General features: G+C 66.7%; 10 protein-coding genes. 5 read left to right on the top strand and 5 right to left on the bottom strand.

Annotation, left to right across the window (positions count from 1 at the left end; translation table 11 throughout):
• Positions 1–40 precede the first annotated feature (40 nt).
• The 3 genes from ribB to JYP50_RS15505 all read right to left on the bottom strand — a co-directional run bounded on the left by ribB (position 41) and on the right by JYP50_RS15505 (position 3688).
• Positions 41–1153 (bottom strand): 3,4-dihydroxy-2-butanone-4-phosphate synthase, encoded by a 1113-nt coding sequence (gene ribB / locus JYP50_RS15515; protein ID WP_206561459.1) that lies wholly within the window; start codon positions 1151–1153, stop codon positions 41–43.
• Between the two features lie 152 nt (positions 1154–1305).
• Positions 1306–2487, bottom strand: a complete 1182-nt coding sequence (locus tag JYP50_RS15510) for an acetyl-CoA C-acyltransferase (RefSeq protein ID WP_206561458.1) — start codon at positions 2485–2487, stop codon at positions 1306–1308.
• Between the two features lie 187 nt (positions 2488–2674).
• Positions 2675–3688, bottom strand: a complete 1014-nt coding sequence (locus JYP50_RS15505) for a GlxA family transcriptional regulator (RefSeq protein WP_241263192.1) — start codon at positions 3686–3688, stop codon at positions 2675–2677.
• 112 nt (positions 3689–3800) lie between these two features.
• Here JYP50_RS15505 and JYP50_RS15500 point away from each other — a divergent pair, with 112 nt between their 5' ends.
• Entirely contained in the window at positions 3801–5657 is a 1857-nt protein-coding gene (locus tag JYP50_RS15500) for a beta-ketoacyl synthase (protein WP_206561457.1), read from the top strand.
• A gap of 78 nt (positions 5658–5735) precedes the next feature.
• On the opposite strand, the gene JYP50_RS15495 is transcribed toward JYP50_RS15500, so the two are convergent.
• Both JYP50_RS15495 and JYP50_RS15490 read right to left on the bottom strand, forming a co-directional pair.
• Positions 5736–8114, bottom strand: a complete 2379-nt coding sequence (locus tag JYP50_RS15495) for a TonB-dependent receptor (protein WP_206561456.1) — start codon at positions 8112–8114, stop codon at positions 5736–5738.
• Positions 8115–8185: 71 nt separating this feature from the next.
• Complete coding sequence (locus JYP50_RS15490) at positions 8186–9361, bottom strand: hydroxymethylglutaryl-CoA reductase (RefSeq protein ID WP_206561455.1); 1176 nt, start codon at positions 9359–9361, stop codon at positions 8186–8188.
• A gap of 113 nt (positions 9362–9474) precedes the next feature.
• Between JYP50_RS15490 and JYP50_RS15485 the strand changes: the two genes are divergently transcribed.
• The 4 genes from JYP50_RS15485 (at position 9475) to JYP50_RS15470 (ending at position 12784) form a co-directional block, all read left to right on the top strand.
• Positions 9475–10497, top strand: a complete 1023-nt coding sequence (locus JYP50_RS15485) for an AraC family transcriptional regulator (RefSeq protein ID WP_206561454.1) — start codon at positions 9475–9477, stop codon at positions 10495–10497.
• Positions 10487–11296, top strand: a complete 810-nt coding sequence (locus JYP50_RS15480; protein ID WP_206561453.1) for an FkbM family methyltransferase — start codon at positions 10487–10489, stop codon at positions 11294–11296. The genes JYP50_RS15485 and JYP50_RS15480 overlap by 11 nt, the downstream gene beginning before the upstream one ends.
• A gap of 85 nt (positions 11297–11381) precedes the next feature.
• Positions 11382–11939 (top strand): nitroreductase family protein, encoded by a 558-nt coding sequence (locus JYP50_RS15475; protein ID WP_206561452.1) that lies wholly within the window; start codon positions 11382–11384, stop codon positions 11937–11939.
• A gap of 32 nt (positions 11940–11971) precedes the next feature.
• Positions 11972–12784 carry a crotonase/enoyl-CoA hydratase family protein gene (locus tag JYP50_RS15470; protein WP_206561451.1) on the top strand — a complete coding sequence of 271 codons (813 nt, stop codon included), beginning with the start codon at positions 11972–11974 and terminating at the stop codon, positions 12782–12784.

The following is a 12784-nucleotide window of genomic DNA, read 5'->3' as shown; positions in this document are numbered from 1 at the left end:
AGAGGGCCTGGGAAAGCCTTGCGAGGTTTTTCCAGGTCCACTAGGGCTGGATAAATTCAGTGACTTCCAGGTTGAAACCGGACAGGGCGTTGAAGTGTACCGGTGACGACATCAGGCGCATTTTGCCCACGCCGAGACGCTTGAGAATCTGGGCGCCGGTGCCGATCACCCGGTAGTTCTGGGTGCCGTCGGCGTGGGTGCCGCCGGTGATGCTTGGCGGTTCGGGGAACTGGCGTACCTCGGCGAGTTGCTGCTCGGCGCTGCTGGGCTGGCCAATCAGGATCACCGCGCCGACGCCTTCTTCCGCGACCTTCTGCATTGCCCCGCGATAGGACCAGCCGGGATCGCCATCGATGCGGGTGGCGAGGGTGTCCCGCAGGGTGTTGATGGTCTGGACCCGTACCAGGCAGTCCCGGCCTTCATCGATATCGCCGAGGGTCATGGCGTAGTGCACGGTGTCGTCCACCAGGTCGAGGAAGGTGTGGAGTTGGAACTCGCCGAACTCCGTGGACACGGCCTTGCTGTCGCACAGCTCCACCGATTGCTCGTGCAGGGCGCGGTACTCGATCAGGTCGGCGATGGTGCCCATGCGCAGGTTGTGTTTTTGCGCGAACTCTTCCAGCTGCGGACGGCGGGCCATGGTGCCGTCTTCGTTCATGATTTCCACGATCAGCGCCGCGGGCTCGTAACCGGCCATGCGCGCCAGGTCTACCCCGGCCTCGGTGTGGCCGGCGCGGCGCAGCACGCCGCCGGCCTTGGCCACCAGCGGGAAGATGTGGCCCGGTTGCACAATGTCCGCGGGGCCGGCGTTGGGCGCCACCGCCTGGCGCACGGTATGAGCGCGCTGTACCGAACTGATCCCCGGGCCCTTGCGCTCGGCGGCGTCGATGGACACGGTGAAGTTGGTCTCGTGCTGCGAACGGTTGTCGCGCACCATCAGCGGCAATTGCAGGCGCCGGGCCCGCTCCTCGGTGATGGGCATGCAGATCAGGCCGCAGGCCTCGCTGGAGAAGAAGGTGATCACTTCCGGCGTCACCGCCTCGGCGGCGATGATCAGGTCGCCCTCGTTCTCGCGGTCCTCGTCGTCCATGAGGATGACCATCTTGCCCGCGCGGATGTCGTCGAGGATATCGGGAATGCTGCTGAGTGCCATGAGCTGGTGCCGCCTTCAGTTATCAACCAAAAAGGGGTCAGAGCCCTTTTACCGGGAACCTGACCCCTGCTTTTACGCAGAAAAAGGGTTCTGACCCCTTTTTAGGGAACCTGACCCCTGCTTTTACGCAGAAAAAGGGTTCTGACCCCTTTTTATAGCAGCTCGATGGCTACCGCGGTGGCTTCGCCGCCGCCGATGCACAGGGCCGCGACGCCGCGCTGCTTGCCGTATTTCTGCAGGGCGTACATCAGGCTGACGATGATGCGCGAGCCGGTGGAGCCGATCGGGTGGCCCTGGGCGCAGGCGCCGCCGTGGATGTTGACCTTGTCGTGATCCAGGCCGAGCTCCTGCATGGCCAGCATGGTGACCATGGCGAAGGCCTCGTTGATCTCGAACAGGTCGACGTCGTCGCTGCTCCAGCCGGTTTTCTCGAACAGCTTGTTCATCGCGCCGATCGGGGCGATGGTGAATTCCGCAGGCTCCTGGCTGTGGCGCGCGTGAGCCACGATGCGGGCCATGGGCTTGAGGCCCCGGCGCTCGGCTTCGCTCTCGGCCATCAGCACCAGGGCGCTGCCGCCGTCGGAAATGGAGCTGGAGTTGGCGGCGGTAATGGTGCCTTCCTTGTCGAAGGCCGGGCGCAGGTTGGGGATCTTGTCCAGGGCTGCCTTGTGGGGCTGCTCGTCGTCCACCACCACGGTCTCGCCCTTGCGGGTTTTCACCGTGACCGGAGCGGTTTCGGCTTTCAGGGAGCCGTCATCGATGGCGCGCTTGGCGCGGGTCAGGGACTCGATGGCGAAGGCGTCCATCTGCTCCCGGGTCAGGCCGCGCTCGTTGGCGGTCTGCTGGGCGAAGCTGCCCATGGCGCGGCCGGTGTAGGCGTCTTCCAGCCCGTCGAGGAACATGTGGTCGTAGATGGTCTTGTGGCCGGTGCGCAGGCCGCCGCGGGCGCCGGGCAGTACGTGGGGCGCGTTGGTCATGCTTTCCATGCCGCCGGTCACCACCACCTTGTTGGTGCCGGCGAGGATGCTGTCGTAGCCGAAGATGGTGGCCTGCATGCCGCTACCGCAGAGTTTGTTCAGGGTAACCGCGCCAGCGGACTTGGGGATGCCGGCGCCGATGGCCGCCTGGCGCGCCGGTCCCTGCTTGAGGCCGGCGGGCAGGACGCAGCCCATGAAGACCTCGTCGATATCGGCGGCATCGACGCCGCTGCGCGACAGGGCCTCGGCAATGGCGGTGGCGCCCAGTTCGGGGGCGGTGACTTCAGACAGGCTGCCCTGCAGGCCGCCCATCGGCGTGCGGGCGCCAGCGACGATGACTACTGCTTCATTGCTCATGGCTCGATTCCGGTCGTTGAGGTGGGTGTAGGGTGCGGCGCGGGGGCGCCCCACCGGGAAAATGGGCGGACATTTAGCCACAGAGCCCGATTGGGCACAAGCCGGGCCCCTGTGGGGGCGCGTTTATCTGGTCGCGCCGGTGGGTGTTGGTCGAATGAATTCGACCCTACAGGGGGGGCTTTGGACGTCATGTCGACTCGGCGTCCCGGGGGTCGAACAGCTTGCCCCGGGCGGCCTCCCGGTAGCGTATGGGGTTGACGCCGTGGTGCCGGCGGAACAGGCGGGAGAAGTAGCTCACGTCCTGCAGGCCCACCTGCCAGCTGATTTCGCTGACGCTGAGGTTGCTGCGCCGCAGCAGGTCCCGGGCGGTGCCCAGGCGCAGGTTGTTGAGGTATTGCTGGGGGCCGAGCCCGGTGGCCTCGCGAAATCGCCGGTTCAGGGTGCGCGGGCTGATGCCCAGCCGCCGGGCCAGCTCGCCGAGATTGCAGCCGTCGGTCAGCCGCTCCTGCAGGTACTGCTGGGCCTGTAGCACGGTCTCGTCGTGGTGCGCGTTGCCCGCGCCGCCCTGGTAGGCGGCGGCGCGGAAGGACTGGCGGATTTCCGGGGAAAACTGCTGCTCCACGGCCCGCGCGACGCGGGTGCCGAACCAGCCCTCGACGATGTGCACCATGAGGTCGGCGATGGAATTCACGCTGCCCACGCAGTAGAGGTTGTCGCTCTGGGTGATCAGGTGCCGGGTCTTGAGCTGGACTTTCGGATAGCGGCGCCTGAATTGCCTGAAGTAGTTCCAGTGCGTGGTGGCCGGCCGCCCGTCCAGCAGGCCGGTCTCCGCCAGCAGCGCGCTGGCGGTGCCCACCGTGCAGATGCGGGTGCCCCTGGCGGCGGCATCGGCGAGCAGCCCCAGCCACGGCCCCGCGGCGAGCAGGGTGGGGCGGGGGTTGCGCCAGATGGCGGGCAGCAGGATCAGGTCCGGCGGCGGTAGTTCCCGGTAGCGCACCGTGGGCTGCAACACGATGCCCGAGGCCAGGCTCATGGGGGCGGTGTCCGGCCCGGCAAGCAGGAAGCGCACCTGTGGCCGTCCGCGCTCGCTCACGCTGGCCAGCTGGCTCGCCGCCTGCAGGATTTCCATTGGCAGGGTGACGCTGGTGGCGAGGGCATCGGGGTAGAGCACGGCGACGGCGGTATACATGGCAATTGGCAATGAGGATTTCGTTTGTCCAAAATAACATAAACTGTGTCTGTAATCGCATAGCCGCGTGACAGGTGCTGGTCCTACACTGGGTCTTTGTATGACAGTGAGGTGACAGGCGGTAATGAGTGGTCAGCGCTTACCAGTGATCGTGGGTTTCGGCGGTATCAACGGCGCGGGGCGGGCCTCGGCCCACCACGCCTACCGGCGGATGGTGCAGGATGCCCTGCCGGCCGCCGAGCGGGAGCGCACATTCGCCGCCCTGGCCCGGCTGATGGGCCTGGAGGAGGCGAACGCCGAGCATATCCTCGCCCACACCCTGGTACGCCGGGTGGAACACAATCATTTCGATGTGGACAAGGTATTGTGGAACCGGCGTTTTCCCACCGAGAGTAACGGCCAGCCGGTAAGCTTCGATATCAAGCGCCAGTACCTGCCGGAGGAGATACCGCCGGAGTGGGAAGTGACACCCACCTCGGTGACCCACGTCAACGTGCGCATCCGCGGGCGCCAGGAATTCCTGCTGCCCACCACGCGGGAGTTCGAGGTGAAGGCCGCGGGCCAGCTGCCCACCGGCTTCGAACCCGGCAAGCTCTACCCCTCGCGCAACCATCCGCGGGGCCTGCAGATGATGGTCTACGCCGCCTCCGACGCCCTGGGCAGCCTGGGCCTGGACTGGGAGCAGGTGGCGGCGCGGGTCAGCGTGGACCAGGTCAGTGTCTACGCCGGCAGCGCCATGGGCCAGCTCGATGGGGCCGGCGCCGGCGGCATGTTGAAAGCCCGCTACAACGGCCAGCGGGTGACTTCCAAATTCTGTCCCCTGAGCCTGGCGGAAATGCCCGCCGACTTCGTCAACGCCTATGTACTGGGCAGCCTGGGTTCCACCGGCGCCTCGCTGGGGGCCTGCGCCTCCTTCCTCTACAACCTGCGCCTGGGGATCGACGACATCCGCAGCGGCCGGGCCCGCGTCGCTTTCGTTGGTTCCGCCGAGGCGCCGGTCAATCCCGAGGTGATGGAGGGTTACGCCGCCATGGGCGCCCTGGCCACCGACAAGGGCCTGCGGGAACTGGACGGGCTGGCCCCGGACCGCGAACCGGACCACCGGCGGGCCTGCCGGCCCTTCGCCGAGAACTGCGGTTTCACCATCGCGGAATCGGCGCAGATGGTGGTGTTGTTCGACGACGCGCTGGCGATGGAGCTCGGCGCCACCGTGTTCGGCGCCGCCACCGATGTGTTCGTCAACGCCGACGGCTACAAGAAGTCGATTTCCGGCCCCGGCGTGGGCAACTACATCACCATGGCCAAGGGTATGGCGGCGGTGCGCGCGATCATCGGCGAGCAGGCCCTGCGCCGCGGCGGCCTGGTCCAGGCCCACGGCACCGGCACGCCGCAGAACCGGGTCACCGAGTCGCGCATCCTCGATGAGACCGCGAAGGCTTTCGGCATCGAGCAGTGGCCGGTGGCGGCGCTGAAATGCTACCTGGGGCACTCCCTGGGCTCCGCCTCCGGCGACCAGGTCACCAGCACCCTGGGGATCTGGCGGCACGGCATCATCCCGGGGATCTCCACCATCGACGGCCTGGCCGACGACGTGCACCGGGACAACCTGGCCTTCAGTGCCAAACACCGGGAAATCGACCCGGCGCAACTGCACTACACCCTGGTGAACTCCAAGGGGTTTGGCGGCAACAACGCCACCGCGGCGCTGCTGGGCCCGGCGGTGACCCAACGCATGCTGGCGGCGCGCCACGGCGAGGCCGCGTGCAAGCGCTGGCAGGGCGCCAACGAGGCGGTGCGCGAGCGGCAGGCGGCCTACGACAGCGCGATGATCGCCGGCGAGGTGGCGCCGACCTACCGCTTCGACCACGGGGTGCTGGGTGACGACGACGTGCGCGTGAGCGATCGGGAGATGCAGGTGGGGCCGCACACCGTGGCGCTGGACCTGGACTCCCCCTATGGCGACATGCGTCTGGGCGATTGAACAGGGCGTCCACTAGAAGGCGCCCATAAAAAAGGGCGGCCATTGGCCGCCCTGGATGCCCGGAAGGAACTCCCCCCCTCAGAAGAAGTTGTAGGTTACCTCCACGCCGTACTGCTGGCCCTTGCTCAGCGGTGAGAACGTGCCGCCCAGCGGCACCGGGCCGAGCATGTCGGGCAGCTGGGTATCGCCGCCGTGTTTCACCGTGTCGAGCAGGTTGCGCCCGTAGAGCGAGAAGACCCAGTGGCCGCCGTTGGAGTAGAAGTCCAGGCCGGCATTGACGATGTCCTGCTCCAGGATGTAGCCGAAGTTGCTGTCGGTGTACGCCATTTCATCCCGGTAGGCATAGCTCAGGCGCGCCGTGGCGTAGCCCCAGTTGCCAATGGTCATGTCGTAGTTGAGGCCCACGCTGTAGGTCAGCTCGGGCGCGCGGGGCAGCTCCAGGTCCTTGTCGGCGCCGTTGACCTCGCCATCGTTGTTGAGGTCGAAGATGACCTTGTCGTAACTGGCGTCGATGTAGCCCAGCGTGGCCTGCAGCAGCAGGTTGTCGGTCAGGGTGAAGGTGCCGTCGATTTCCAGCCCCATGATGGTGGCATCGGCGGTGTTGTCGATGATCTGCGCCACCCCGGAATCCGGGTCGGAGCGGTTGACCTCGCGCTGCATGTCCTGGATGTCGTTATAGAAAACCGCGGCATTCAGGCGACCCCAGTCGTGGGTGGACTTGTAACCCACCTCAAAGCTGTCGACCTGCTCCTCGTCGAAGGGGCCGGGTGAAAAGGCCGGGTTGGTGTTGCGCAGGTTGTAGCCGCCGGAGCGGAAACCGCGGCTCCAGTGGGTGTATACCTGGGAGCGGTCGTCCAGGAAGTAGGCCAGGCCGATTTTCGGCGCAAAGGTGTTCCAGGTTTCGTCGTCCGCGAAGTCGATGGGGCAGGCGGGGCCCTCGACAAAGTTACAGCGCGTGTCGGTGCCGGTTATCGGGTTGGCGTACGCCGGCACGCCGGTGGCCAGGGTTGTCCCCAGGTCGAGCACGTTGGTGTTGACGTTGAGCGAGGCGATCCGGGCCGATTTTTCCTCGGAGGACCAGCGCGCGCCGGCGGTCAGCACCAGTTTGTCGGTCAGCTCGTAGTCCATCGCGGCGAAGATACCCACGGTTTCCACCGAGTAGAAGCCGCCGCCGTCCTGGATCTGGAAGGGGACGCTGTCGGGCAGGGCGCCCCCGGTGAGGGCATTGGTCAGGAAACCGAGCAGGTTGCGCCGCTCGTGGTAGTCCATGTCGTTGTCGAACCAGTAGGCGCCGGTTGTCACATTGGCGCGGCCAAACTGGCCGTTGTAGCGCAACTCGAAACTGTTCTGCTCGGTTTTCAGGTCGGAGGGGGCGTGGAACAGGGCCAGTGGCTGGGCGTCGATATCGCTGAGCGCGGAGGACTCGGAATCGCGCCAGCCGTAGATGGCGGTAATGGTGCCGTCGCCCAGGCCGACATCGATGTTCAGCTCGGCGGTGAGGAAGTCGGATTCGATCTTCTGGTTGCCGATCAGGTCGTAATTGGCGTCGAAGCTGTCCCGGTCGGCGTTGAAGGGCGTTCCGGGGAAGCCCGAGCCGTTGATGTGTGACTGGGCGACCGGTCCGTCGCCGTCGATGTCGGTGTTTTCGTAGCGCACCACCAGTTCGCTGCGGTCGGTTGGCGTCCACACCAGGGTGCCGCGGACCATTTGCTGTTCCACCGCCTGTACATCGCTGCCGTCGAACTGGTTCTCGTGGTAGCCCTCGTCGTCGTTGAGGTAGGCGGTCAGGCGCAGCCCCAGGTTTTCGGTGACCGGGCCGCCGATGGCGCCCATGAGGTAGCGGTTCATGCCGCCGTCGCCGCCGCCGTCGATCGCCGCCCGCACCGTGGCGTCCAGTTCGTCGCCCGGTTTCTTGGTGTTCATGAGGATGGCGCCGCCGGTTACGTTACGGCCGAACAGAATCCCCTGGGGGCCGCGCAGCACCTCGATGCTTTCGAGGTCGAACACGTCAAAGATGATGCCGTTGTTGACCCCGAGATAGACGCCGTTGATGAACACGCCCACGGTCGGGTCTATTGAGGGGATGGAGCTGTTGATGCCCAGGCCGCGGATGGAGAAGTTCGCGGTGCCGCGGGTGGTGCCCACATCGTCGAGCGCGACGTTGGGCAGTCCCACCGAGAGGTTGGTGAGGTCGCGCACCTTGAGGGCCTCGATTTGATCGGCGCCGAAAGCCGATATCGCCAGGGGGACGTCCTGGGATTCCTCGGCGCGTTTGCGCGCGGTGACCACGACCTCCTCCAACAGCGCGGCGGATGAGCCCCTTCTGACTTCCTGGGCTTGCGCCGCGCCCATGGCCGTGGCCGCGATGGCGCCGCCAATCACAACCGCCGGCAGGCGCAGGCCGCCCAGCGCTGTCGCCAGCGGACGTTGACGGGTGGAACAAGTAGTTATTTTCATGGTGTAGCTCCCTCTTTTCATGTTGTTGCTTATAGCTATTATCAAACTGAAAAAATCTTGAGAGGCCGGAGTCAGGGGCGGTTGCGTCCCAGTTCGTCGTGACTGCTTACCCATTCCTCCGAGACCACCGCCGCGCCCAGGGATACCTCCCCGCACAGCACCGTGGCCGCAATGATTTCGGCCAATTTACGCGCTTTGCCCGCCCCGTAACAAGCTATTACTTCCAGGCATTCGCGCTGGGTGGCCAAGCCGGTGCCGCCGCCGTAGGTGGCGACAATCAGCGAAGGCAGTGTCACGGAATAGTAGTAGTCGCCCTCCTGTGTGATTTCCGCGTGTACCAGGCTTGCATGGGATTCTGCCACGTTGGCTTCGTCCTGTCCCGTGGCAATAAACACACTTGCAATACCATTGGCCGGATGCACGCCATTGTGCACCGCGCCCGCCATCAGACCGCCCAACTGGGAGGTCATGCGGGCGGCGTACATGGCCTCCGGAGTGGTACGCATCTGCTGTTGCAGCAGATCACGGCCCAGGGTGATCTCGGCCACCACCCGCTTGCCGCGGCTGTGCAGGGTGTTCAGCTGCGAGTGTTTCTTGTCGGTGTCCATGTTGCCGGAGAGGAAAAAGCGCGCGATCGGGCGATCGTAGTTGGCCTGGATCCACTGGCAGGCGGCAAAGGTCGCCTTGCCGCACATATTCTGCCCGGCGGCGTCGCCGGTGGTGAGGTTGAAGCGCAGGTAGAGCATCCGGCTGGCATGGTATTGCTCGATATTGCGCAGTTTGCCGCTGCGGGTGGTGGTCTCCGCCGCCGCCTTGATGCCGGCGAAGTTGTCGGTGATCCATTTGCCGAAGTCGCGGGCGCCGCGCGCGTCTTCGAAGGCGAACACGGGGGAGCGCTGCATGGCGTCGTCCACCACCGTGGTGGTGATGCCGCCGGCGTCGCGGGTCAGGCGCATGCCGCGGCTGTAGCTTGCCACCAGCGTGCCCTCGGTGGTGGCCATGGGCACGTAAAAGTCGCCCTGGGCGTGTTCGCCGTTGACCCGCAGGGGGCCGGCAAAGCCCAGCGGCATCTGCACGATGCCGCTGAAGTTCTCGATGTTGCCGGGCAGGCCGGCGGGGTCGAAGGAGTATTGGCCGACATGCTCCAGTGAGGCGCCGGTGCGCTGGCTCACGAAGTCGCGACGCTGTGCCGCGGCCTCGCGGGTGTAGTCGTTCTCCCTGTTGCGGGGAATGCGATCATTGGACATAAGCGTTCTGTATCTCCGGTATTATGGCGATCATATGGACATTACAGCGACGCTTACGATATACAGGCTCCTCGACCCGTGCATGCCCCATCGCGCCAAGATCATGACCCAACATGCCACATCGACAAGCTGAACCGGGCCAGGCGCCCACCGTGTTGTGCAGCTGGACCAAGGTGCTGGTGCTGGCGCTGCGCGACCACGGCTGTGACGCGGACGCGCTGGTCGCCGGTGCCGGCCTGAGCCTCGACCAGCTCGCCGCGCCCGACGCCCGGCTGCCGCTGGCGGCCACCACCGACCTGTGGCGCGAGGGCGTCCGGGCCGTGGGCGACGAGAGCCTCGGCCTGTGGGTGCCGCGCTACTCGAGCCAAACGACCTTCCACGCCCTGGGTTACGCCTTCATGGCCAGCAGCACGCTGTTGGAGGCCCTGCGGCGGGTGGCGCGCTTCAACGTCATGGTGTCCGACGCGGCCCGGGTGGAGCTGCACTGTGACGATCGCAGCGTGACCATGTCCTGGTATCCGTTGGCGCCGGAGCTCGGCCCGGCGCTGGAGGCGATGGAGGCCATCCTGTCGCTGATACTGCGCTCCTGTCGCAAGATCAAGGGCCGCGACTTCGCCCCCGAGGCGGTCGAGTTGATGCGCGGGGCCTGCCGCGATGAGCAACCGTTCCTGGAGTTTTTCCGCGCGCCGGTGGCCTTCGGCGCGCCGCGCTACAGCATGCGCTTCGAGCGCGCGACCCTGGAGCAAGCCCTGGAGTGGGGCAACGAGGACCTGGCCCGCTCCAACGACCGGGTGGTGGAGGACTACCTGCAGCGCCTGGAGCTTGGCAGCGTGGCCACCCGCCTGCGCGGCCTGCTGGTAAGGGAGCTGCCGGGGGGCGCCCAGGGCCACGAGCACTACGCCCGGGCCCTGGGCATGAGCGGGCGCAGCCTGCAGCGCAAGTTGAGCGCCGAGGGCACCTCCTTCAACCAGCTGCTCAACGACACGCGCCTGGAACTGGCCCGCGCCTACCTGGGCCAGGAACCGCGGCAGTCGTTGACCGAAATCGCCTTCCTGCTGGGCTTCGCCGATACCAGCAGTTTTTCCCGGGCCTTCCACCGCTGGACCGGCGTGTCGCCGGGGGCCTATGCCTCCTGAGGAAGCGGTATCGCTGGCGCTGCCGGGCGCTGGGTCGCGGCTCAGCCTGGTGGTGCACGGCGATCGGGACCGCTGTATATCCCGCCAGCTGCGCGAGCGGGGCATTTGGGAGCCTTTCGAGACCGCCCTGGTGCGGGCCGCGCTGCTGCCGGGGGGCGTGTTCGTCGACGTGGGCGCCAACCTGGGTTATTTCACCGTGCTGGCCGCCGATGGCGTGGGCGCGGAGGGCCGGGTATACGCCTTCGAGCCCGACCCCGACAACGCGCGCCTGCTGCGGGCCAATGTGCGGCGCAACGGCTTCGATGCGCGGGTGGCGGTGGTGGAGGCCGGACTGGCGGCGACGGACAGCACCGGTCAATTGTTCCTGAGCCCGGACAATCTCGGCGATCACCAGCTGTTCGCCGCCGGCGAGGCGCGGCGCCAGGTGCCGGTGCGCCTGTTGCACGGGGCCGATTACCTCGCCACCCGTGTTACCCGCATGGACATGTTGAAAGTGGACACCCAGGGCTTTGAATACGAAGTGATGCTCGGCCTGCTGCCGCTGCTGCGGACCCTGCCGGCGCCGCCGCGCATTCTCATTGAACTGACACCCCTGTCCCTGCGCCAGGCCGGCAGCAGCGGCCGGCGGCTGGTGGAGTTGCTGGCGGGCCTCGGGCAGCCGCTGTGGATCGTCGACCATATCGAACACGTACTGGCGCCCACCTCCGCCGCGGAGCTGGCGCGCTGGTGCGACAACGTGGATGGCTGCGCCGGCGACGCGGGCTTTATGAATATCCTGGTGGGTCCGTCGCCCCTCTAGCGCCAGGGAGCGCGGCAATCGGGCGCGTGCGGCGGGCGGGAATGCTGTTATCATGCGGCAACATTTTTAGGCAGCAAGATTGACCATGTCGGAAGTATTGAAATTCCTGCAGCAACGCAACTCGGCGGCCAAGCTCGAGGCGCCGGGCCCCGGCGAGGCCGAGCTGCGGGAAATGATCGTGGCGGCCACCCGGGTGCCCGACCACGCCTGGCTGCGCCCCTGGCGCTTCCTCACTATCGCCGGCGAGCGCCGCCGGGATTTCGGCGAGGTGCTGGAGCGCTGCCTGCTCGAGCGCGATCCGGCGGCGGACGAGGCCGCGCGGCAAAAGGCCCGCAACGCCCCCCTGCGCGCGCCCTTGCTGCTGGTGGTGGTGGCGCGGATCAGCGAACACCCGAAGGTGCCCGCGGTGGAACAGCGGCTCTCAGCCGGCTGCGCCGCCCAGGCCATCCTGCTCGCCGCCGAGGCCCAGGGCTTCGCCGGTATCTGGCGCACCGGCGCCCCGGCCTTCGACCGGCGGGTAATGGCGGCCCTGGGCCTGGCGCCCAACGAGGAAATCGTCGGTTTTCTCTACCTGGGAACCCGCGCGGGTCGCGCCAAGCCCCTGCCGGAACTGCCCCCCGACAGTTACCTCAATCACTGGTAAACTCAATCACGTCCAGCCTGGAGAGACTTATCATGCCCCCGCAGTTCGAGACACTGTCACTGGCGATCGAGGACAAGGTCGCCACCGTCGCCCTGAACCGTCCCGACAAGGCCAACGCCATGAACCCCGCCATGTGGCGCGAGTTGCAGGCCTGCTTCGAGTGGCTGGACGACGAGGCCGGCGTGCGCGCGGTGGTGCTCACCGGCAACGGGCGCCACTTCTGTTCCGGCATCGACCTGGACATGTTCGCCGGCATCAAGGGCGACAGCGAGGACCGGGCGCGGCAGTCGGAGCACTTTCGCCGCACCGTGCTGCGCATGCAGGACAACCTCAGCGCCCTGGAAAAATGCCGCAAGCCGGTGCTGGCGGCCATTCACAACACCTGCATCGGCGGTGGGGTGGACCTCACCTGCTGCTGCGACATGCGCTATGCCAGCGCCGACGCCTACTTTTCCATCCGCGAGATCGATATCGGCATGACCGCCGATGTCGGCACCCTGCAGCGCCTGCCGCGCCTGATTCCCCAGGGCGTGGTGCGTGAACTGGCCTACACCGGCCGCGACGTCGGTGCCGAGGAGGCCCGGGAACTGGGCTTCGTCAACCGGGTCTTCGCCGACCGCGAGACCCTCTACGCCGAGGTGCACAAGATTGCCCGCGAGATCGCGGCCAAGTCGCCGCTGGCCATTCGCGGCACCAAGGAAATGCTGCTCTACGCCCGGGACCACTCGGTGCAGGATGGCCTCAACCATGTCGCCACCTGGAATGCCGGCATGCTCAGCGAGGCCGACCTGATGGCGGGGATCGGCGCCCAGGCCGGCAAGAGCGTCGCTCGCTACGAGGATTGA

Source organism: Parahaliea mediterranea (assembly GCF_017255185.1).
Lineage (GTDB): Bacteria > Pseudomonadota > Gammaproteobacteria > Pseudomonadales > Halieaceae > JAFKCZ01.
Note: the sequence above shows the minus strand (reverse complement) of the source record. Positions and strands in the feature narration are given on the sequence as shown.

Bases quoted from the DNA above. Each gene is read 5' to 3' on its own strand.
- ribB (WP_206561459.1), bottom strand. From the start codon at position 1,153: ATGGCACTCAGCAGCATTCCCGATATCCTCGACGACATCCGCGCGGGC.
- JYP50_RS15510 (WP_206561458.1), bottom strand. From the start codon at position 2,487: ATGAGCAATGAAGCAGTAGTCATCGTCGCTGGCGCCCGCACGCCGATG.
- JYP50_RS15500 (WP_206561457.1), top strand. From the start codon at position 3,801: ATGAGTGGTCAGCGCTTACCAGTGATCGTGGGTTTCGGCGGTATCAAC.
- JYP50_RS15495 (WP_206561456.1), bottom strand. From the start codon at position 8,114: ATGAAAATAACTACTTGTTCCACCCGTCAACGTCCGCTGGCGACAGCG.
- JYP50_RS15490 (WP_206561455.1), bottom strand. From the start codon at position 9,361: ATGTCCAATGATCGCATTCCCCGCAACAGGGAGAACGACTACACCCGC.
- JYP50_RS15485 (WP_206561454.1), top strand. From the start codon at position 9,475: ATGCCACATCGACAAGCTGAACCGGGCCAGGCGCCCACCGTGTTGTGC.
- JYP50_RS15480 (WP_206561453.1), top strand. From the start codon at position 10,487: ATGCCTCCTGAGGAAGCGGTATCGCTGGCGCTGCCGGGCGCTGGGTCG.
- JYP50_RS15475 (WP_206561452.1), top strand. From the start codon at position 11,382: ATGTCGGAAGTATTGAAATTCCTGCAGCAACGCAACTCGGCGGCCAAG.
- JYP50_RS15470 (WP_206561451.1), top strand. From the start codon at position 11,972: ATGCCCCCGCAGTTCGAGACACTGTCACTGGCGATCGAGGACAAGGTC.